Annotated in this window: 17 protein-coding genes and 1 tRNA gene; 8 read left to right on the forward strand and 10 right to left on the reverse strand. The window is 40.4% G+C overall.

The window, feature by feature from the left end; all coding sequences use genetic code 11:
* Window positions 1-382: 382 nt before the first annotated feature.
* Together HWQ44_RS07960 and HWQ44_RS07965 are read left to right on the forward strand one after the other, a co-directional pair.
* Entirely contained in the window at window positions 383-892 is a 510-nt protein-coding gene (locus tag HWQ44_RS07960) for a hypothetical protein (protein ID WP_292717203.1), read from the forward strand.
* Window positions 893-941: 49 nt separating this feature from the next.
* Entirely contained in the window at window positions 942-1,829 is an 888-nt protein-coding gene (locus HWQ44_RS07965; protein ID WP_292717206.1) for a hypothetical protein, read from the forward strand.
* Between the two features lie 65 nt (window positions 1,830-1,894).
* Here the strand turns inward: HWQ44_RS07965 and HWQ44_RS07970 are convergent, their stop codons facing one another.
* The 5 genes from HWQ44_RS07970 to HWQ44_RS07990 all read right to left on the reverse strand — a co-directional run bounded on the left by HWQ44_RS07970 (window position 1,895) and on the right by HWQ44_RS07990 (window position 5,740).
* Window positions 1,895-2,617: a hypothetical protein gene (locus tag HWQ44_RS07970; protein ID WP_292717209.1), complete on the reverse strand. Its 723-nt coding sequence runs from the start codon at window positions 2,615-2,617 to the stop codon at window positions 1,895-1,897.
* Window positions 2,618-2,915: 298 nt separating this feature from the next.
* Window positions 2,916-3,110, reverse strand: coding sequence for a 30S ribosomal protein S21 (gene rpsU, locus HWQ44_RS07975; protein ID WP_292717212.1), 195 nt, complete (start codon window positions 3,108-3,110; stop codon window positions 2,916-2,918).
* Window positions 3,111-3,233: 123 nt separating this feature from the next.
* A complete protein-coding gene (locus HWQ44_RS07980; RefSeq protein ID WP_292717215.1) occupies window positions 3,234-3,545 on the reverse strand; it encodes an RNA-binding protein in 312 nt (103 codons plus the stop codon).
* 394 nt (window positions 3,546-3,939) lie between these two features.
* Window positions 3,940-4,800: a 3'(2'),5'-bisphosphate nucleotidase CysQ gene (locus HWQ44_RS07985; RefSeq protein ID WP_292717218.1), complete on the reverse strand. Its 861-nt coding sequence runs from the start codon at window positions 4,798-4,800 to the stop codon at window positions 3,940-3,942.
* Between the two features lie 46 nt (window positions 4,801-4,846).
* A complete protein-coding gene (locus tag HWQ44_RS07990) occupies window positions 4,847-5,740 on the reverse strand; it encodes a sugar kinase (RefSeq protein ID WP_292717221.1) in 894 nt (297 codons plus the stop codon).
* Between the two features lie 119 nt (window positions 5,741-5,859).
* On the opposite strand from HWQ44_RS07990, the gene rsmI reads away from it, so the two are divergent.
* The 4 genes from rsmI (at window position 5,860) to HWQ44_RS08010 (ending at window position 13,232) form a co-directional block, all read left to right on the forward strand.
* Window positions 5,860-6,720 carry a 16S rRNA (cytidine(1402)-2'-O)-methyltransferase gene (gene rsmI, locus HWQ44_RS07995; protein WP_292717224.1) on the forward strand — a complete coding sequence of 287 codons (861 nt, stop codon included), beginning with the start codon at window positions 5,860-5,862 and terminating at the stop codon, window positions 6,718-6,720.
* 618 nt (window positions 6,721-7,338) lie between these two features.
* Entirely contained in the window at window positions 7,339-7,617 is a 279-nt protein-coding gene (locus HWQ44_RS08000) for a GlsB/YeaQ/YmgE family stress response membrane protein (protein WP_292717227.1), read from the forward strand.
* 58 nt (window positions 7,618-7,675) lie between these two features.
* Window positions 7,676-8,587, forward strand: coding sequence for a hypothetical protein (locus tag HWQ44_RS08005; RefSeq protein ID WP_292717230.1), 912 nt, complete (start codon window positions 7,676-7,678; stop codon window positions 8,585-8,587).
* 1,000 nt (window positions 8,588-9,587) lie between these two features.
* The gene (locus tag HWQ44_RS08010; RefSeq protein ID WP_292717233.1) at window positions 9,588-13,232 is read left to right on the forward strand and encodes a response regulator; all 3,645 of its coding nucleotides are present in this window, start codon (window positions 9,588-9,590) and stop codon (window positions 13,230-13,232) included.
* A gap of 69 nt (window positions 13,233-13,301) precedes the next feature.
* Here HWQ44_RS08010 and HWQ44_RS08015 read toward each other — a convergent pair whose 3' ends face one another.
* Together HWQ44_RS08015 and HWQ44_RS08020 are read right to left on the reverse strand one after the other, a co-directional pair.
* A complete protein-coding gene (locus HWQ44_RS08015) occupies window positions 13,302-14,708 on the reverse strand; it encodes a 1-acyl-sn-glycerol-3-phosphate acyltransferase (protein WP_292717236.1) in 1,407 nt (468 codons plus the stop codon).
* A gap of 197 nt (window positions 14,709-14,905) precedes the next feature.
* Window positions 14,906-15,352: a DUF2127 domain-containing protein gene (locus HWQ44_RS08020; protein ID WP_292717238.1), complete on the reverse strand. Its 447-nt coding sequence runs from the start codon at window positions 15,350-15,352 to the stop codon at window positions 14,906-14,908.
* 290 nt (window positions 15,353-15,642) lie between these two features.
* Between HWQ44_RS08020 and HWQ44_RS08025 the strand changes: the two genes are divergently transcribed.
* The gene (locus HWQ44_RS08025; RefSeq protein ID WP_292717241.1) at window positions 15,643-16,071 is read left to right on the forward strand and encodes a hypothetical protein; all 429 of its coding nucleotides are present in this window, start codon (window positions 15,643-15,645) and stop codon (window positions 16,069-16,071) included.
* 176 nt (window positions 16,072-16,247) lie between these two features.
* Here the strand turns inward: HWQ44_RS08025 and HWQ44_RS08030 are convergent.
* Window positions 16,248-16,320: transfer RNA gene (locus tag HWQ44_RS08030), tRNA-Ala, on the reverse strand.
* A gap of 71 nt (window positions 16,321-16,391) precedes the next feature.
* Between HWQ44_RS08030 and HWQ44_RS08035 the strand changes: the two genes are divergently transcribed.
* Window positions 16,392-17,306, forward strand: coding sequence for a rhodanese-related sulfurtransferase (locus HWQ44_RS08035; protein ID WP_292717243.1), 915 nt, complete (start codon window positions 16,392-16,394; stop codon window positions 17,304-17,306).
* A 14-nt stretch (window positions 17,307-17,320) separates the two neighbouring features.
* On the opposite strand, the gene HWQ44_RS08040 is transcribed toward HWQ44_RS08035, so the two are convergent.
* Entirely contained in the window at window positions 17,321-18,838 is a 1,518-nt protein-coding gene (locus HWQ44_RS08040; protein ID WP_292717246.1) for a hybrid sensor histidine kinase/response regulator, read from the reverse strand.
* A gap of 7 nt (window positions 18,839-18,845) precedes the next feature.
* Window positions 18,846-21,647, reverse strand: a complete 2,802-nt coding sequence (locus tag HWQ44_RS08045; protein ID WP_292717249.1) for a PAS domain S-box protein — start codon at window positions 21,645-21,647, stop codon at window positions 18,846-18,848.
* Window positions 21,648-22,496 lie beyond the last annotated feature (849 nt).

The following is a 22,496-nucleotide window of genomic DNA, read 5'->3' on the forward strand; positions in this document are numbered from 1 at the left end:
GCTGCTGGCGATTCCGCTCCTGTAGCTCTAACCGCTCCTGCTATCAACGGTTAATCATAATCTGAGATACGCTCTTCACGCTTATCTATAAGTCAAAGACGCTCTCCCGAAAGGGGGGGCGTTTTTGCATTGGGTTAATCTGTTAAACATCAATATAATTCAGTTAGCACCACAAACCTTAAACTGTGTAGGTTGATTTTCGGGGCTTTGCTTAACCCAAGCGTATTGCGTTAAAAATGGCACTGGACACTTTTTTAAGTGCAAAAACGACCCTTATAGTTGAGAACTTAGGAAATAATTATCAAAAAGTAAATTTTACGGGTAATAATTGCTAGCAGCGCAGATAATTGCCTCAAAGCTTAACTATAAGGAGAAGCCAAGAATGATTTTACACCGTGGGCGTAGGGTAGTAGCCGCTTTGTTGCTGTCAGTGGTACTACTGACAACAGCCTGTACTCCAAAAGCACCTGGACGTTTTGACCAGGTACAAAAAGAAAGCACTCAACAAAAAAAGGGTCAATCGGTTGCTAAGACTGCAACTCAGGGTAGCGAATTTAATAAACTTTTCCCTGATTCGGGTGATGGCTACCAGCGCGTCTATACCCAAGAGAAAAAAGGCTTTGCGGAAGCGAAGTTGAAAAAAGGCGGTAAAGATATAGCATTGCTGTCTATTTCAGATACCACTAGCACACCGAGTGCAGCAGCAAAGTTCTCGAAAAGTACCAAAAAGATTGGTGGTTATCCCGCAATAGAAGTTGGTAAGACGCAAACTGCAATTTTGGTAGGTAAGTACCAAGTTAAAGCGCTTTCTCGCGATTCGTCATTTACAGCTAGCGATCGCGCAGATTGGTTAGAGAAGTTTAATCTTAATCGTCTAGCTAACCTGAAATGATCCACATTGCTGACATTAAGGATAATGAACCCTAAATAAGGAGATTTTTGTGAGTAAATCGATTTTTGAGTTGGTTGATCAATTGCCAACCGGCGGTTTGACTGTTTCTCTGTTAAAGTCCCTGGATTTTGTCGCTCCTGGCCAGTGGCAAAATACTGTTGGCTTTGTCAACACCATTAAGACTGTCACTGGCGAAGATGACGAAGATTTAATTCAGCAAATTGGTGAACGAGCGATTTATCTATTCAACGACAAATCCCAAGGATACCAAACAGCCTTGTGGCTTTATCAAACCGTTGATGCTACAGATAGAGCGCTTGGTGCAGCAGCTTTAGCTAACAAAGTTGGTGAGAAAATTCCTCTGTTGGGTTTTTTAAACTCTGTCACTCCCAAACCTGATAAAGCCCAAACCATTGATTTGACATTAAAATTAGTGGCTGAGTTGGTAGCCTTCTGTCAAATTAACGGCATTCCCGGAGACAGTATTGGGGATTTTGTCGCCTCTTTAGGTGAGTATAGTGGTGAGTCGCTCATCCGCATGGTAGCGTTAGTTTGCGTTGATGGTTTGATACCTCTGGGCCCTGATTTTATTAGCAAAGCGATATCTGGGCTTAATCAAACAAACCCACAGGAGTTAGAACAAAACTCGACTTTTCAAAATATCAAAGATGTGATTCCAGGAAATAATTCTGCTGGAAAACTCAACTTTATCGGCGAAAGCTTTGACTCAGTTAAAGGTTGGATGAGTGGGCTAGTTAGCGCCAATAATTTAACGCCACAAAAGGTTGTCCACAATTTGCAAAGTTTTGTCGATATTGCCGATGACAAGTTAGATTACCTTGCAGCATTCCTGGATGTATCAACAAATTATTATGAACACACTGGCACGCAAACTTTAGCACATCGCTTGATTGAGCGGGCGGTAGCTGAGATTTAGGTTGATCAGGACTGGGGACTAAAGATGAGGAAGATTTCCCAATACCAAGTCCCCAATCCCAATCCCTATTGGGGTAAATGCAAATCTGCTGCGATCGCATACAAGTAAGGTTGAAAAATAGCCAAGTTTTCCAGTTTATCAAACTTACCTGTTTGCGTACCTGTGTCAAATGCAGTGGTAATTACGTAAAGTTTACTGCCATCAAAGGCAACATGACCGATATGTTGCTCTTGTACTCCACCTTGTTGCTTCAGTCCGGCGAACCCATAGCGGATTCCCTGAAGTTTACCAACGGGTACTGGTTGCGGTGGGTAGGTTGAGAAAGTAATCTCCTTTCCATATTCACCCTGACGGTCTTTTGCAAAAGCAGCGTAGTGGTCTGCAACCCAAGCCTTGAGTACTGGTAATACCTGGGCTTGGTATTGGGAACTTTGGTAGTCGACTTGGGAACCAGTTGGAATTCCAGCTGCTACCAGTTTCTTTCGGAAATCCTCATTGTTTGCTAGTGGGTAAACATTAATCTCAACTGTACCCAAACGTTTCCCTTTGGAGGATACGCACAACAGAGGTGCATTTCCCTCACAAGCAGCAACTTGCCAGTTAGTAGGAGCAGCAGCATTTCCCAGGATTTTCTGCCAGATATTTCCTTCATTAGGGTTGGGAAGTTTCGCAATGATAGGGGGTTTTTCCACTTTCGGTGGAGAAAATTGTGGGAGAACAAATTTTGCTCCCAGCGGTATTGACACCAGCAAAATAGAACCTAGTAATAAATGATAAAGTCGTAACATTTTCTTAAAAATCCAGAGCCAAGGATTGCAGACTAACGATATCTACAATACTTTATGGGTATAGAGGAAGAGTGCATTTATATTGCTGCAAGTTCCGTAAATGGAACTCAACAAATTATATTGCTTTTATATGGTTATATACTGTTCTTAGTAGCGCTGAAAACAAACACAGCGCTACTAAGAACAGTATTGTTTATTGATGTATGCCTAATTACTTGTGTCTTGCCGGAGGTATGATGGTAACAATAAAGAGATTCTGGCAGGATGTCAAATTGAAAGGCAAATTTGCTTGGACTTGTTAACTGAAGCGAGAACGTTGTTGACGACGTTGCTTGTGCCTAGCAATTGCTTTACGCTTTTCTTTTTCTATCGGCGTTTCAAAGTGACGTTTTTTTCTCATATCTTGGAAAATTCCTGCTTTAGAAACTTCCCGCTTAAATCTTCTCAAGGCTGATTCAATACCTTCATTCTCCCCTAAAACTACTTGTGTCATTCTCATTCCTCCTTAATATGGATGAATAGTTCAAGACTAGATACAAAATAAAATATTCCAGCAGAGTGGAGCCTTTGGCTTTATCTGCTGGAGACTCTAAATGTGAAATTTTCAGGAATCGACTTAGTAGCGATTATTGTTACGGCGGGCATTACCGCCACCCCAGTTACCACGAGAGGAGTTGCTTCTTTCCTCACGAGGTTTAGCTTTGTTCACTTTCAAATCACGTCCCATCCACTCAGCACCATCAAGTGCATCAATGGCAGCTTGTTCTTGCGTGTCTGATTCCATTTCCACAAAAGCGAACCCACGCGGCCGGCCTGTTTCCCGATCTGTGGGTAGTTGAACACGATTCACTGTTCCGTATTCTGCAAAAGCCTGCTTTAGGTCCTCTTCTGTAACCTGATAGGACAGGTTTCCGACGTAAATTGACATAGAAATCTCCGAATTCAGGGAGTGTAGAGAGTTAAATTCGGAGAGACACTTTTTAGAAATCAAAACGAGTTACTCAACCGAAAATAATCTTTATGTCCATGAGTGTAGCACAGCCTCCAGCCTTTGAATATCGTCTTATAGTGAATTTTATTCACAAATAGACTCTACAGGACAGGTTTACAGACCTTCCAACGACGGGCTTTTGTTGCTTGTACTATAAAAGTTACACTTTTAACAAAAAATCGGAATTAACTAGCGATCGCTTAGTTATTTAGCGTTTTGAAAATTAAGCTGTGGACTAAAGGGTAAAGATTATTATCGGTAGTGGAGGCAATGATACCATAACTAACTGTCTTAAAAGCAAATTAAAAAATATTCATCCTCAAATACCCCATTAGCTATGGTCAAACTGCGCTAAAATCCTTTCTGCTTCCTTACACAGCACCTCGTGATATTCACCATTACTAGCCAACAAACCTCCCCATTGATTGATATCACCAGTGTTGTACTGCAACGGAGTGCCATCGAAGTGGGTAAATTTACCACCAGCTTCTGTTAAAATTAGTTCTGGGGCTGCTATATCCCAGTCTTTGGGCGCAGACTTCCCGGAAAGAGAAATGTAGATATCTGCCTGTTGCTCGACAATGGTGGCGATTTTGCAACCTACACTACCCACAGATTTCTGATTTTGACAGGGTAAGTTTTGTAGTAAGTAATCTAATCTTTGGTTGCGGTGAGAGCGACTAACGACTAAGGTTAAATCCTCAACTTGTTTACCTGATGAAACTTGTAAAGGAACAGATCCATCACGGGTTTCTACAAATGTACCCCCACCTTTGATAGCGTAATATAACTTTTGAGCCTCTGGGACTGCTACCACTGCCAATACTGGGCGGGTTTCTTTGACTAAAGCAATATGAACCGCATAATCCCCAGTTTTTTTAATAAAGTCTCGTGTACCATCTAAAGGATCAATTATCCATACCCAAGGGGCACAAGGCTGTGTACTACTATTTGGCGATTGATAGGTTTCTTCGCTGATGTAAGCAAAATCTTCGTTACCTAAAGTTGCTTGTAGCCTCTGCAAAATGTATTGACTCACAGCGACATCGGCAACGGTAACAGGCTCGTTTTGTTTATATTGTACTTCTAAGTTCGGGTCTTTAGCAGTGCCGTGGTAATACGATCGCAGTATATCTGCTGCGCCCCAACCTACCTCACGAGCGATCGCTAATATTTCTTGTAAGTCTTTCATTAATTTGCCCTGCTCTAAAAATATATATAATCTAGGCGGTGCGCCTCTACTTGAAATCCATCCAGCGCCGAGTACCAAAAAATTTACAGGAATCAGCCGCAATATTAGCTGCTAGTGCCAGTGCATCAGTAAAATTTTCCCTTAAAATGTAATGACAGAAGGCACCGTGGAAAATATCTCCAGCCCCTAATGTATCAACCGCTTGAATCTGCGGCACATCTACGATACCAGTTTTAGTGCAACTCAAGTATTCAATTGGTTTTTGTCCGTGGGTAATGGCGATGTGAGGAATGCCAAATCTGCCTAGATAGGCAAAAACGTCTTCTCCAGTCTGGCAGTTGGGGGGATAAAAATTAGCCGAACAGATGGCATAATCTACAAATGGCAGAATTTGCTCAAATCCAGACTTCCAACTCCCACAATCGAGTGCTACTGGGATATTCTTGGCTTTGGCCATTTGGGCTATGGAATAACTAACCATCATCTGATGTCCATCAATCAGTACTATATCGACATTTTGCAAAATATTTGGCGGGATAGATCCGCTGTTGGCTTGAGTTTTGACAGAATTGATGGAAACCACCGCTCGTTCACCTGTGGCTTGGGTGACAATGATTGAGGAGACAGGCGGTGCTAAATCAGTGGTAGGCTCAAGGTCTGCGATCGCAACTTTATAATTTACCAGATCACCTCGAATTAGCTGCGTCATCGGGTGAGAACCCACTACACCCAAGACTGTAGCTTGATTATCTAAATGGCTGAAAGTCACAGCCGCGTTGGTTGCAGGGCCCCCTGCCGCTACAGTATAGTCAGTAGCGACAATCTTCTGATTACTCTTAGGGGCAGAGTCAGCAAGGTAAATCAAATCTAAGGTTACTAAACCGACAAATAACCCGCAATCCGATTTTGGATTTTGAATTTTGGATTTTAGATTATCCATTTCTCATATATGTTCTTAATTATTTTTAACTCTTGTACAGACGCGATTCATCGCGTCTCTCCTGTCTCTCCTGCACAGACGCGATGAATCGCGTCTCTACAAACTCCTAACTCTTGCTTATGCCAACCGATCCAAAACCAGGAACACTTTACGTCGTCGGCACACCAATTGGCAACCTGGAAGATATCACCTTTCGGGCGGTGCGAATTTTGCAAACTGTGGATATCATTGCTGCGGAAGACACCCGTCACACAGGGAAACTGCTACAGCATTTTCAAGTTAAAACACCCCAGGTGAGTTACCACGAACACAATCGTACCAGCCGTATCCCAGAATTATTAGAGCATTTAGTTAACGATAAAGCGATCGCTCTTGTGAGCGATGCTGGAATGCCAGGTATTTCCGATCCTGGATATGAACTGGTGAAAGCTTGTATTGAGGCGGGAATTCCTGTAGTTCCTATTCCTGGCGCTAGTGCAGCAATTACCGCTTTGAGTGCAGCTGGATTACCAACGGATCGGTTTGTCTTTGAAGGCTTTCTGCCGGCGAAAACTCAACAGAGACAAGAACATTTAGAATCTCTGCAAACAGAATCTCGTACATTGATTTTCTACGAATCGCCCCACCGTTTGCGAGATACTTTGCAAGACTTAGCAGAAGTTTGGGGAAGCGATCGCCAAATTGTGCTAGGACGGGAGTTAACTAAATTGTATGAGGAATTTTGGCGGGGGACAATTGCTGAAGCGATCGCTCACTACAGTCAACGAGAACCCCAAGGTGAATATACATTAGTCGTGGCAGGAATTCCAGCCAGTCAGCCCCAACTGACAGAAGAGGAATTGAAAGCCGAATTGAAACAGTTAATTACTCAGGGGATATCGCGATCGCAAGCTAGTCGTCAGTTAGCAAAATTTACCTCACTTCCCCGTCGTCAACTCTATCAACTAGCTCTTTCTTTAGTTCTTACTTCTGAGCCTTGAATATCTAATACCGCTTTTTAAAACTTAAAAATCAATCAGACATTCGCGGACTTGCTATCTGCCAGTCACACAGAATTTAATTATGAAAAAAATAGTGTCTTGGCGTTGAAGAATATTATTTAAATGCAAGAATATTTCCCTGAAAAATTATATCCAGTTCGGATGATTAATTATAATAAAATTTATCAATGTAGGTTGGGTTGAACGGCAGTAAAACCCAACATGAACAAGGATCAAGCGTTGGGTTTCGTTCCTTAACCCAACCTACAGATGTTATAAGTATTTAACCTAACCTGATATTACGCCCGCCGACTGTAACCTGAATTACAACTATCTAGCTTAACAAGAATACCAAGTTATAACTAATTTATATATAGGACTCCTATTTAATTGTGAGAAGAATGGTACATATTCTTTGGCGTTATCTCTTATACAAGTAATTTTAGGAATCAATCGGGTTTCTAATATTCATCCTCAAAGAGTATCTGGTGAATATTCAAATGATATCTAAAGATTTTTGATATTAGTTCTCTAGATAGATCAGAAATTTTGTAGGTAAAATTTAAGATGAAATAGTCAAAAGCAAACAAAGCAGGTTCTCACGAAGGAGAAATTCACATGACTAACATTATTGCTTGGTTGGTTTTAGGTTTAATTGCAGGTGCGTTAGCTAAGTTATTTTATCCAGGAACCCAAGGTGGCGGTATTCTCTCCACAATTGTATTAGGTATCCTTGGAGCCGTAGTCGGAGGTTATTTGGGTCAAATTTTGTTAGGAAGTAGTTCCGCAGCCGCCGCATCTGTGGGAGCTTTATCCCTGGGTAGTATTTTATTTGCTGTTCTTGGTGCTATGCTACTGATTTTCCTTTGGGGTTTGCTTACTCGTCGAGCTGTATAATTACCTCAAATTAGCTAAGACTTTTGGGAATCACTTCTAGCTGCAATCAGCCGATAAAATGACATTAGAAAAAGAGCGAAGAACTATAGGAGTTTTCGCTAAATGTTCCGATGCACAATTAGTACTTCAGGAACTAAAAGCTTCTAATTTTCCAATGCACAAAGTTTCTGTAATTGCACGGGATACAGAACAACAAAGTGATATTGCTGGTGTTGATGTTGAAGAACACACTAGCAATACCTCCTCAAAAGATGCTACTGGAGCCGTTACTAGTAGTGCTTTAGACAGTCTAACCGACTTATTGGTCGGTTTAGTCCTCTGGGCAATTCCCGGTATAGGCCCAGTCATCCTAGCCGGAGCAGAAGCAGCAGCGATCGCTACCACTTTAACAGGTGGTTTGCCTGGTATATTGCTAAATTTAGGAATTTCTGAAGAACAGGCACTAGGTTACAGTAATCTTGTCTGTAAAGGTCACTATTTGGTGATAGTAACCGGCATAGATATAGAAATCCGTCTTGCTAAGAGGATTTTTAATCGCCGTGATATCCAACAGTGGAGTGTTTATCAGCCATATTCAACCCCAAATAGTCGCTATAAACACGCAGTTGGTGTTTTTTATATCCGCCAAGATGTAGAAAGAGCACTTACTGAACTTAGAACCGCTGGCTTTCCGATGAGTCAAGTATCAATAGTTGCTAAAAGTATAAGCAATATAAGTGATACTTTTGAGGTAAATATCAGCAGTTCCCAAGATAACTACACTACTTTAGGAATTCCTGATGAGCTCGCCAGATATTATGAACATCAAGTGACTCTTGGGCATTACCTAGTAGTAATAAAAGGCACTGATATCTACATAGCAGGTGCAAGAGCTATTTTAGAGAGTAACAAGATCCAACATTTTAGTATCTATAGCCAATCTGAACTTGACGTACCTAGAAGCGATCGCCAGATTATTACGAACTTCTAGTTACAAGTCAAGTTATATATCAAGACGTTTGACGACATCCCCTGATTATGCATATTCCTAAGAAATTAGAGGATAAGTATTTATCTTGTCCTATAAATTACATTATCTTAGGGGTATACTTTGTCTTTTGAAACCTTAACTTTCTACTATAATATTGCTTGTACTCGCTAAGATTACTATTGGTCTGTATAGTGATGTACAATTATACTGATGTCCATATCCAACCGCAAAAGCCATTATATTTAGCTTTTCTATAAATTGCATTTTAAGGAACCTAATTTTCACTATCCGGCTGTTTTATTTGACTATCCAGCCTTTTTGTCAATCCCAAAAGTGGTTTAACCATGACAATAGAATATTAGATGAGAGTTAAATTATTTAATATTCTCTAAGTGTTTTTTGGTAAAAAGATGATGTCAATATAATAAAACCTAAGTGACAAGAGGGTAATCTTGGAGTAAAATAATATCTGTTTCAAATAGTAGTTTTGTAACCGATTCTACCCTTTTGTGGTGCTATTAAGATATGACCTGTATTCAGAGTTAGGATGGAATTGTATTACTATTTTCAATCCACCCAGAAATTCTACCTTTTACCCTTTGCAGAATTCGGGTTTTGCTAGGGAAACTACTGTACAAATAAAAGCCATATTTTTTAGTCAATTATAACTATAATATTAAATTTATAATCTAATAACAAGTATTTAATTATTCATCGCCAGATTTAATTAAAAATAAGACGATTGCTGATTATCAAAGAAGTTATACTATCTATCTAAAGGTTTATCTTAGTTAAAGAATCAAGATTTTAGGTAAAAAGATTATTTATATTCAAAATAACGTTATATTTGTAAATATATGAAGAAATGATAATATTTGAAGTAAAAAAACTAGCTACACATATCCTACGTGAACGAAATATCTAACATTTGTTTTGGATAGTTAAAACATAATCAAAATAGTCTCAAAAACAGAAATAATTTGAATACCCACCTGGAATAATGTTGAACCGTTTGAAGATTGGAACCAAGATTGGAGTAAGTTTTGTCCTGAGTTTGGCAACTCTGACCACCATTGGTCTAATCTCCTACCAAAGCACCAATAATCTAATTGAAACTTCGCGCAGAGAAAACCATACCTACCAGGTGTTAAGTCAGCTTGAAGACCTGAACTTACAAATGACAAATGCTGAAACTGGGCAACGTGGTTACATTGTTACTGGAGAACAGCGCTATTTAGAACCTTATAATACTGCCATTCAAGTAGTGAATCAAAAAGTTAGGGAACTTCAGAGGTTAACAGCAGATAACCCCAACCAACAGAGTCGGCTTGATATTTTACAGCCATTAATCGATCAAAAGCTGGCTGAACTTCAAGAAACCATTGACTTGCGTCAGAACCAAGGTTTTGAATCTGCTCAGAAGGTTGTTCTGACAGACCGAGGCAAGCAACTGATGGCTGAAATCCGCAAAGTTATCGAGGCAATGAAAACTGAGGAGAATAGACTGCTAAAACAGCGCTCTGAAAATGCACAAGGAGCTGCCCAGCAAACCATCGCCAGTATTGTCTATAGTATTCCCTTATTTTCTTTGCTCTTAGCTTTGATCGGATTCGCCCTAACCAGACATATCTCAGTACCGCTGAAGCAAGTTTCTGATCTGGCAGAAAAAATGGCAGATGGGGATTTATCAGTGAGTTTACCAGATAGCGATCGCTTGGATGAAATTGGCGTGTTGACGCGTACCTTCAACCAGATGATCGTTAATCTGCGAAACACAACTAAAAAAAATGAGGAGCAAAACTGGCTAAAGTCTAATTTGGCTGAATTTACCCAGATGCTCCAAGGACAGCGAAATCTGGAAAGTGTCTCTAACCTAATCTTGTCAAATTTAGCACCACTGGTTGGGGCATCACAGGGCGTTTTTTATGTGATGGACTCTATAAACAACCAGCCGATGCTGAAGTTGTTGAGTAGTTATGCTTACAAAGCCCGCAAAAACCTGGCAAATCAGTTTCGCTTGGGCGAAGGACTGGTGGGACAATCCGCCCTTGAAAAACAAAGAATCCTCCTGACGGAAGTTCCTAGTGACTATATCCGCATCAGTTCCGGTTTGGGAGAAGCACCACCGCTAAATATTATTGTGTTGCCTATACTATTTGAAACGCAGGTAAATGCCGTAATTGAACTTGCCTCTTTTGGGCCTTTTAACGAGTTGCACCTGACATTTTTAGAGCAATTAAGTGAAAATCTGGGTGTATTTTTAAATAACATCGCCTCACAATTACAAACCCAGCAACTACTTGAAGAGTCTGTTGCTTTAACAGAAGAACTGCAAACCCAGCAAGAAGAACTACAGCAAAGCAATCAACGCTTGGAAGAACAAGCACACGAGTTAGAGGAATCACAATTTCTTGTCAAGCAGTCTAACGAAGAATTACAACAACTAAATGAAGAGTTAGAAGAAAAAGCAGAATTGTTAGAAGTGCAAAATCAGGAAGTTGCCCGCAAGAATCAGGAAGTTGAGCGGGCAAGGCAGTCTTTTGAAGAAAAAGCTGAACAACTGGCGTTATCTTCCAAATATAAGTCAGAATTTCTCGCGAATATGTCCCATGAACTGCGGACACCGCTAAATAGCCTGTTAATTTTAGCAAGGCTGCTAGCAGATAACTCTCTTAACAACTTGACCGACAAACAAGTAGAGTACAGTCGGACTATTTACTCGGCTGGAAATGATTTGCTGGAGTTGATCAATGACATTCTAGATTTGGCAAAAATTGAGTCGGGTACTATGTTACTCGATATTGAGCAAATTGCTTTTGTAGATTTGCAGACATCTCTAGAGTATACTTTCCGGCAACTTGCTCAGAATAAAAAACTCGGTTTTACTATTCAACTGGATGATAAGTTACCCTCGACAATTTCTAACGACTCCAAACGCCTACAACAAGTACTGAAAAATCTCCTAGCTAACGCCTTTAAGTTTACAGAACAGGGAGGCGTGAAATTACAAATTAGCATAGCGGATGAGGCAGGTGAAGTTGATAATTCCATGATTGCTTTTGCAGTTAGCGATACGGGTATAGGCATTCCAGCCGAGAAGCAGAAAATTATTTTCGAGGCATTTCAGCAAGCAGATGGCACAACTAGCCGCAAGTACGGAGGAACTGGCTTGGGCTTGTCCATCAGCCGCGAATTGGCTCAACTGTTGGGAGGGAGAATTGAATTAGTCAGCCAACCAGGAGAGGGAAGCACCTTCACCCTCTACTTACCCAGGCGACAGGAAAATAATGCTAAAAATCCTCTCACCACACCACCCCCTGAGCCAACTACCTCTATCCGCACAGCATCGACCATAAAAGAAGTGCCAATGGTGGAAAACAGACCTACAACTGTGGACACATCTGCGTCCGCGAAAATACTTACCACCTTCCCCAGCGAAATTCCAGATGATCGGGAAATAATTCAACCAGGCGATCGCATTTTGCTAATTATCGAAGATGACGATAAATTTGCCCGCATCTTACTAGATATGGCACGTGAGCAGGGCTTTAAAACCATTGTTGCTTTACAGAGCAAACAAGGTCTAGCACTCGCACAACAATTTAAACCTAATGCGATTATGCTAGATATCCACATGCCAGAGATGGATGGCTGGACTGTGCTGGATCGTCTGAAACATAAACCTGATACCAGACATATACCAGTACACATCCTTTCTGTTGATGAAAGACAGCAACGGGGATTACATTTAGGAGCGATTACCTATCTACAAAAACCTGTTTCTCCAGAAGCGCTAACTCAGGTATTGACTGAGATTAAAGGCTTTATTGAGCGTCAGGTAAAAAATCTGCTGATCGTCGAAGATGACCCCGTACAAGCCCAAAGTATTATCGAACTGATCGGTAATGGTGATGTCCAGAGTACAGCAGTGGGTACAGGTGCAGAAGCCCTCTCGATTCTGCGATCGCATCACTTTGATTGCATGGTACTGGATCTGGGTCTGCCCGATATGAGCGGGTTTGCACTAATTGAGCAGATAAAGCTTGAACCCAAGCTTTTGAAACTGCCGATTATCGTTTACACCGGCAAAGAACTCAGCCGACAAGAAGAAACCCAGCTGCGGGGATTAGCAGAGACAATTATCATTAAAAATGTGCGATCGCCAGAGCGGTTGTTAGACGAAACTGCCCTGTTTTTGCATCGAGTGCAAGCAAATTTGCCTCCACCAAAGCGTCAAATACTAGAGCAACTACATCAAACAGACCCGGTGCTGGCTAATCGGAAAATTTTGATTGTGGATGATGACCTGCGAAATATTTTTGCCCTCACCAGCTTTTTAGAAAGCTATCAAATGCAAGTGCTGTTTGCCGAAAATGGCAGAGATGGTATAGAGAGGCTACAAACTAATCCTGACATTAATATAGTTTTGATGGATATCATGATGCCGGAAATGGATGGTTACCAAACCACCCGCGCCATCCGCCAGCAACAACAATTTCGCTCACTACCAATCATTGCTTTAACTGCCAAAGCCATGCCAGGTGACAAGGAAAAGTGCATCGAAGCTGGAGCCTCTGACTACATCACCAAACCTGTAGATACTGAGCAACTGCTTTCACTACTCCGGGTTTGGCTGTATCGGTAAGGGAGTAGGAAAGTAAGGGAGGAAAAAACCTGATCCAAAAATCCTTTGAAACGTTTCGTTACTTTCTAATCAAGCAATCATCTTCTCCAAAGCAACCTGTAAATCTTTTGTCAAATCGCTCACAGCTTGTCTAGAGGCTAAGCGATTTCCCTGACAATTGTGAGAGCGTTCAGTAACTGAAATTGGCTCTCCCACAGTGATTTGTGCCTGTCGCAAACCTAACCGAGGTCGCCCCGGAAGTGTTGTATCCTGAATTCGGGAAAGCATATCGAATACAAGCAAAGCTGTTTCTGCAAACCGTTCCGGCGTCGGTTTTTCCTGAATATAAGTAGCTGTGACTGCAACAAAACTTTCCACTATCCGCATATGCCGCATTCGCAAGTCTGCTTCCTCTGCAATCCAGTCTGCCAAACCGCGTTTAAAGGGTGGTAAAGCATTGATATCTGGCAAATCTTCCCGATAAATGTAATTCCAGCCAGCTTCTTCCAAGCGACGACAGCGGTCAATAAAATTACCCTGCGCTGGAACTGCAAAATATTGCTCGGAAACTTGTAAAGCCTTATCGAGTAAGCGATGAAGTCGAGCAATCAACACCTGATTAGGACTAGCAGATTCATCAGTTGAGATGGTTTTTGGGATGTCTTGATGATAGAAGCGACGATAAAACTCTTCCATCTCAGTGATCAGATATTCAGCCAACCGATAAAGGCGTTGATAGTAAATCTCTTCGCTATCGCCCGAATCAATTGCCAAAACTTTCAAGCCACTATCAGCTTCCAACTTACTCAACAGCCAATCCAGTCTAGACCAAGGTGGTTCAGCGTAGCGATATTGGATGGCGATCGGCACAATGATCACAGTCTCAGTCCGGTTAGCTTTTTGCAAGTCTTCTACACACCAGAACCCCATTTGAGCAACGCCAGGTTCCAGTGGGCTAACAATACCACTATGACCATTAGTACCTCCTTCGGGTGCTACTGCGATCGGTAGTTTGCCATTAGCAAACAACTCCCGTGCCATTTGGATTGCTTGGCGATCTAGTCGCCTACCGCGATGAACCGGCACACCCCCCAACCGAGAGAACAACCAACCCAGCCACTTTCCAGCCCAAACCGTCATCCCGCGATCGTAAAGAAAATAGCTGTGAACCAGGAATTGTAGTGTAATACCTTCCTGACGAGCGACTTGTGGCACAATGCGGGAAAGCAAATACAGCATACACAGGGGATCTTCCACCTCTGGGTGGCGAAATGCCAACAAAAAGCGAATTTTTCCAGCCTGGAATTGTTGATAAAGTTCAGCTAATACCTCAACATTTTTGGCTTCAATCCTGACAATACCAGCTGGTAGCCAAGGGCGAGTGCGAAATCGGAGTGCGATCGGCAGTAACCACCGAACAATCTGGAGTACCAGCGGGTTTAACCGTTGAGGAATAAATTTCAGTGGTGGTTGAGTAGAGTGAATCGATCTAGGCAAGTCGCTCTCCAGATTGTATTTCTAGCGATTGTACAACGGGGGGTCTTGGTTTTGCGTAAAGCCGCAGCCTCTTGCGATCAAACATTTCAATCCCCACGTTTTGCTCTCTTGGTTACTCAGCATGGGCGAAACCCTAGCTATCCACTAACAGGATTCATAAACTCTCCAAGGATAGATCCTAAGTATCGAATCAAAAATTAGTTTGCATGTTTAGGAAAATTTCGGAATAAATAGCCAAAAACTGTTAAGTTCAACACCAGAATCAGTATTTTTATAGGAGATATTCCCCAAAACAATTCATAAATTTCTGGTGGAATACTGATACCAACAAGTCCTAATACTAAGACATGTGCCCAACGTTTTTCGTACCATAAACCAACAGCTTCAATACTAGTAACAATAGCATATATTCCTGCTCCAATGCCGCTAAATGCCAAAGTTCGGGGATTTAAGTTAAGAACTTTCTTTAAAAGCCAATCAATAATTATCGATTTACCTTCTAAAACATAATTTTCTGAAAACGTTTCTAGAGTTTGATAATTTTTTAATGTCAATAATAAAGCGATCGAAGTAACCATAAGCAGCAAGGCGGTAAATGATTTGTAGAGAACAATTGCCACTAACCCCAATGGACGCTTTTTCAAACAACCCCCTAAGTATATATAAGTAAAAATTTAATTCCCTGGCTCTGAATGATGCCAACTAAAACGCTTATTGTCGCAGTTCTTGCTCACCCCATATTTCCACTTTTCCTAACAAGCAAACTAAATGTTTATGACTACACTATTGCTAACAAATTCATAACCTCACCCGAATGGGTGAGAAACAATTCAACCTATTGGATGAACTAAGTGCAGGAAGTTAAGGTTTATAACAAAGAAGATACTGCTACTAGAAAAGATTAATTAAACCCCACTTATTTAAGGATACCTCTATGAAACTTGCAACTTTGATCAATTCTGGAGTTTTGATTGCTTCAGTTGCCCTGACATCTGGAATTGCTAACGCTCAACCAGCCACAAATAACAACTACGGCAGTGCTAGTGTTACGACTGATGCAAAGAATAAGCCAATCAAAGTTACTGTAAATTCTAACACTTTACTCAGTAATTCCACGACTACTAGTTATCTTCAACCCTTCAATCTTGTTTCTCTTGCTTACCAAGGTGGTCTAGAGCAACAGGGCATTCCTAGTGCAGGAACTTTGATCTTTGAACGCCAGAACAGAAGTATTATTGCGGAAGATTTAGTTAAGGCTGCTGTCAGGGCTAACAAATTACCGCCTCAAGTTTTGAACGATCAAAATTATCTAAGTGCCGTCAAGTCAGAGTTCACCTCCTTATCTAGAGATTTCTCTAACTAAATACGACTTTGGATAGGGGTAATTTAGATGCAATTTCAACTTCACTCCCTCCTCAACCCCTGCCTAGCAAGGAAAATAAGCCCATTCCCTATGAAGGGATGGGCTTTTGATTGACATTGTATGTGCATAAACGTAGCCCGACGCAGGGATCACACACTGAGATAAATCATATCCAATGGAGGTTAGCGGACTCGAACCGCTGACATCCTGCTTGCAAAGCAGGCGCTCTACCAACTGAGCTAAACCCCCATAAAATTAAAATAGTAGGTAACTTTGATTGCCGTTGCTATTGTAACTTATATTGTTCGATTACCAAAGGGATGAAGCCAGAAAATATTCAAGTTGTTGCAGCACTGTATAAATTTGTCAAGCTGCCAGATTTTGCTGAGAAACGAGATTCTTTACTATCTTACTGCCAAGCGCAAGGTGTGAAGGGGACAATTTTGCTGGCACAAGAGGGGATTAACGGTACAATTGCGGGTTCGCGTCAGGCTGTTGACTCAGTTCTCTGGTTTTTGCGTTCTGACCCTCGTCTAGCAGACTTAGAATCCAAAGAGTCCCATACCGAAACCCCGCCTTTTGAGCGAATGAAGGTGCGGTTAAAGCAGGAAATCGTCACTTTGGGTTTACCGGAAATTGACCCAAATGAGCAAGTTGGCACTTATGTCAGTCCCCAAGAATGGAATGATTTGATTTGCAATCCAGAAGTAACCGTGATTGATACCCGCAATGATTATGAGGTGAATATCGGTACTTTTCAAGGAGCAGAAAATCCCCAGACTAGCTCATTCCGGGAATTTCCTGATTATGTGCGCCACCACCTCGACCCAAATAAACACAAAAAGGTTGCTCTGTTTTGTACGGGCGGCATTCGCTGTGAAAAAGCCTCATCCTTCATGCTTGCCCAAGGTTTTGCAGAAGTCTATCATCTCAAGGGTGGCATTCTCAAGTATTTGGAGGAAGTTCCAGCACAAGAAAGTTTATGGGAAGGGGAATGTTTTGTCTTTGACGAACGGGTAGCGGTTAGTCATGGATTGGAAGAAGGGAGTTGTGAGCGATGCTTCAGTTGTGGACGCCCGATTTCTGAGGAAGATAAGGTGTCTCCAAAGTATGAGCAAGGGATTTCATGTCCTTATTGTTTTGATAGCATCACCGAGGAGAAAAGAGCGCGTCAGCAAGAAAAATGGCACCACTACCAAACCCAGGTTGGTAACAAAAATCGGGATGTGAGTTGAAAAAGAATTCCGAATTATAAAGCTTCAGTCAAGGATAATTCGGAATTTAAGGGCAAAATTACTGTAAATGTAGTACCGACTCCAACTTGACTTTTGACACTGATTTGACCTCTATGTACATCAACGCACCTTTTAACGATTACTAACCCCAATCCAGTCCCTTGAATTGATTTAACATTTGAGGCTCGGTAGAATGATTCAAAAATTCGAGCTTGGTCTGGTTCGGGAATGCCCATACCTTGATCTTGAATATAAAAAACTGCTACTTTCTCAATCGGATCGCATATTAAATCAAATTGAATATTGCCACCTATGGGAGAATATTTAACCGCGTTTGAGAGCAGATTTACAAACATGTAATGTATGAGGACTTCATCCATGACAGCATTAGTATGAGGACTATGACAAGTAAAAATAATTTCACATCTGCTACTTTTAACAATCGAAAAATCTTTGATCAACTCTCGACAAAATTGCTCTAAGTTAAGTGGAATCGGGTTGAATATGAGTTTTTCGGCTTCTGCTCGACCCATAAACAGCACATCTTCCATCAGCTTTTCCATAGATTGTACAGCACCTTGAATTCGCTTTAAATAGATGCCTTTTTTTGCATCTGTCAAATTTGCTCCTTGCATTTCTATGAGTTCTACTGCCGTTTGAATAACAGTCAAGGGATTACGAAACTCATGAGATACGGTAGAGATAAATAGGGACTTGAGACGGTTAAGTTCTTGCTCCTTCTCCAATGCTTGCTCTAGCAATTTTGTTTGGCGTCGTTCGCTAATATCCCAGAAAACAACTACTACACCATTTATATGGTCAGATCCTCGCTTTAGTGGTGAAGCACTATCACCAATTGGAACTCTTTTGCCGTTTTTTGTAATCAGAGATGTGAATTCCCCTAAATAAACAACCTGTTGCTCCCGCAACACTTTTGTCACAGGGTTTTCTAATGTAGTCTCTGTAACTTCATCAACAATATGAAAAATTTTCGCTGCCTCATTTCCTAAAGCATCTTTTTGTTGCCAGCCAGTCAGCGCCTCAGCTGCGGGATTCATAAATGTCACTTTTCCCTGCTCATTTGTAGCAATTACAGCATCACTCATCGAGTTTAAAAGGGTTGCTAACTGATCTCGATTTTCCCGCAGTTCCCGTTCTAATTGGTGCTTTAAAAGACCGATTTCAATCGCTATTTTTAAATCTTTTGTAGTAAATGGTTTAACGATATATCCGAAGGGTTGAGTAATTTTGGCTCTTTCTAAAGTATGATCGTCACCATAAGCTGTTAAATAAATTACAGGCACATCTAACTGCTCACGAATATGGCTGGCGGTAGCAATACCGTCCATATCACCTTTGAGAATAATATCCATTAATACTAGTTCTGGTTGAGTTTCCGATGCCTTGGCAATGGCAACTTTTCCAGATGAAGCGGTACCCGTAACAATGTATCCTAGCTGACTGAGTTGGCTGGCAATAGTCCTAGCCACAATCACTTCATCTTCAACAACTAAAATCCTAGCTTGACCCATTTGATATTTACTGATGCAAAGTTAACTGCGTGAATTGGATTTTGAATCCTGTTCCATGATTTCGCTCTAGAGTAATGTTGCCTTCGAGTTGTTCTGTAACCAAGTCATATACTAAGGACAGACCCAAAGAATCAGTATTTCTCCAATCTAAATTCTCTGGTAAACCAATCCCATTGTCTCGGATAGTCATCTCGATACTATTACCGATATTGCGTAGAGCAATACTGATTGTACCTACTTGTTGGTTGGGAAAAGCGTGCTTGAGGGCATTGGAGATTAATTCGTTAATAACCAATCCACAAGCAATAGCTTGGTCAACATTCAAACTGACTGAATCTATATCAGTTTCTAGAGCAATTTTACCAGGACATATTTGATAAGAAATGAGCAGACTTGCTGCTAAATTACTAATATAGTCAGCAACATCAATTTGCCCAATATTAGCGGAAGTATATAAATTTTTGTGAATTAGAGATATTGACTCAATTCGGTTTTGACTTTCTCGAAGAACTTTGATGACTTCCGGATCTTTGAGTGTTTGAGACTGAAGTTGTAATAGACTAGAGACAATTTGCAAATTATTTTTAACTCGATGATGAACTTCTTTTAAGAGAACTTCTTTTTCAGCTAAGGCATTTTTTAACTTGACTTGAGCTTTTTGTCTTTGAACAAGTTCAGTTTGAGCTTGCTCAAGGATACTGGATTGTTGAATTGCGATCGCTAATTGGACTGTAACTTGATCGAGCAAATCTAATTGATTTTCTTCCCACTTGCGGGAACCAGAGCATTGGTGAGCAACCAGTAAACCCCAAAGATGAGAGCCAGGGTTTTGAGAGCTTACTTCTAGTAAAATGGGCACAACTAAATTTGCTTTGACTTCAAACCGTTCTAACAGGTGAATATGGCAATCAGTTAGTCCAGCTTCATAAATATTAGCGATCGCTCGTTTGTGTCCCTGATAATACCCTACTCCTGCGCCTGTTTGAAAACAAGTATCATGAATCTCTACGCCCAAGGAAACTGTCCATCCAGGTTCCACGGATTCCGCCATAATTGTGCCGATCATCTCAGAGTCAAACTGATAAACTACCACTCGATCGACCCCAAGTAAATCTCGCACTTCTTGAACTGTTGCATTCAGAATATCTTGGAGATTCAAAGATTGACGAATCCGTTGAGCAACAGTTCGCATCAATTGCTCCCGTTCGGCTTGGGCTTTTAGAGCTAGTTCTGTTCGCTTCCGTTCTGTGATGTCTTGCCCAATACCGATAATTTGACCATTGGAAAGTTTAACATTAGTCCAAGACGTATCCAGTAAATAACCATCGCGTACCTGAGTTCTAAAGTCACCCCAATTGCGTTGTGCAGACTGAATAAAATTAATTACATACTGTCGATATTCAGGATTAGGATATAACCCTTCCAAGACATCACGAGTTTGAAAATCTTGAAATTTCCAACCTAGAACACTTTCCCATTCTTGGTTCACCCACTGGAGTTTGCCATTGGCATTAATCAGGGTAATCATCAACGGTATACTCTCAAAAATTATTCGTAAAAACTCATTTTGCTCTTGGAGTTTTGTCTCGGCATTTTTTCGGTCATTAATATCATAAAATACTGTAAGTATTGCTAATTCATTATTAAAATTTAAATATTGTAGGGAAGCGATCGCCCAAAAATAAGTTCCATCTGCTCTTTTTAATTGAATTTCATAATTATGAATAATCCTATGTTGATTAAGAACTTCTAGAAGCACTTTGAAATCTTCAAAATCATGATACAAATCTAATATTTTTTTATGATTAACTAAATGCTCTGGAGAAAATCGAAATGTTTGAAGCAATTCTGGATTAGCATATAAGATCAACCCATCAGATACGCGCGAAATAATTAATGGAACAGGAATAGCTTCAGAAATGGCTCGAAACCTGGCTTCACTTTCCTGAAGAGTTTTTTCTATTTTTTTGTATTCTGTGATATCTCGTATATTAACCAAATGAGCGTTATAACGGCCATAGTCTATTGGATGTGTGAAAATTTCAACATCAATAATCTGTCCATTTTTTCGCCGATGTCGCCATTGTCCAGCAAAGTATAAGTTAGGGTACTTTTGTCCTAAATATTCCATGAAGATAGGCACATTTTCGACAGGGCGAATGTCAGTTATTCGCATTTGTAAGAACTCTTCTCGTGAGTAGCCATAGTGAACAACAGCAGCTTCATTTACATCTAAAAATTGCAGATTATTCTGGTTATATACCCACATTGGGTTAGGGTTTTTGGAGAAAAGGAGATTAAAACTCCTTTGGCTATCATCAATATTTTTTTGCAGTTCTAACTCTAAATATCTGATTATTTGTCGAGCCAATTGTTGTAAGGCTACTTGTTCTTTAACACTTAAGTTTCGCGGTGCAAAATCAATTACGCAAAGACTACCTAATGCAAAGCCGCTTGAGGTAATCAGCGGAACTCCCCCATAGAAGCGGAAATAAGGATTTGATGTGACAAGGGGATTTGTTGCAAACCGTTCATCTTGCAAAGTGTCAGGAATAATTAATATTTGATTTTGCAAAATAGTATAACTACCAAAAGAAATGCTTCGAGAGACTTCCGATATAGTTACTCCAGTTTTTGACTTGAACCATTCTCGTTCTGCATCAACTAGGCTAATGAGAGCGATTGGTGTTTCACAAAGGTTAGCAGCTAGTTGAACTAGTTCATCGAAAACTTCTTCTGGTGGCGTATCTAAAATTTGATATTGATTAAGTACTTCTAGACGTTGGCTTTCATTCTCAGGAAATAGCATTAGTAGTTATGTGACAAAAGTTTTTTAAGTATCAGATTTAATTTGCTTAAATATGAAAAAAAATGATTTTTTTTGAATGAAGCAGAAGGCAATTAACTCTTGTACTCTGGGAGAAGCTGACGCCAAAAGTGGAGGTCTTAAAGTCTTGCATTCTCTAGTTGCTTTCCTGAGACTGAGGGCAGTTTTTCTCCTACCTTCTTCGATAAAATTTGCGAAATAAAAATTTTATTTTTATTAACGTTTATGATGCAATATTAAATTAGTTAAATCCTATATATCCTGAAATTAATCAATGTTATTACTCTAAAAAATTGTTCAAATATTTATTTTGATTTGGTCATAATTTCCTTCATTTGAATAACTAATATTATGTCTGTCTAATTGCCAACCAAAAAAACTCTCTGTGTCTTTGCATCCCCGCATCAGCCCTAATGAGAAGTTTTAATCGGACTTGATATAATTGGCGTTGCTTAAGGGTAGGTTTCAAAAAAATAATATTCACTAACAGTATTTTTATCAAACTATGGGCAGTTTTTACAACCTCGTCGATAGATAAGTTGAGTAAAGGATTTCACTTACTAAACAATCAAGAAGATGGGGACACACAGAGATTAATAACTCCTAACTCCTAAACTAAGTTTACAGGGATAGCTTGCTTTTGCTACAGCAAAGTTTCAAAAGGTATTACCTCAGATGAAAGCAAATTGAACCCCAAAAGAAGGTTGACAATTTTTTGGGACGGTAAAAATTGATGGTAAAACTGAAGTAATAACTGTAGTCACGTGCCTTTATCAGGTAAAAATATTTACAGATTATATTTACCAACAGAAGTTTAAGTTAAGAAAGGAA

Source organism: Nostoc sp. JL34, assembly GCF_017114945.1.
Classification (GTDB): Bacteria; Cyanobacteriota; Cyanobacteriia; order Cyanobacteriales; family Nostocaceae; genus Nostoc.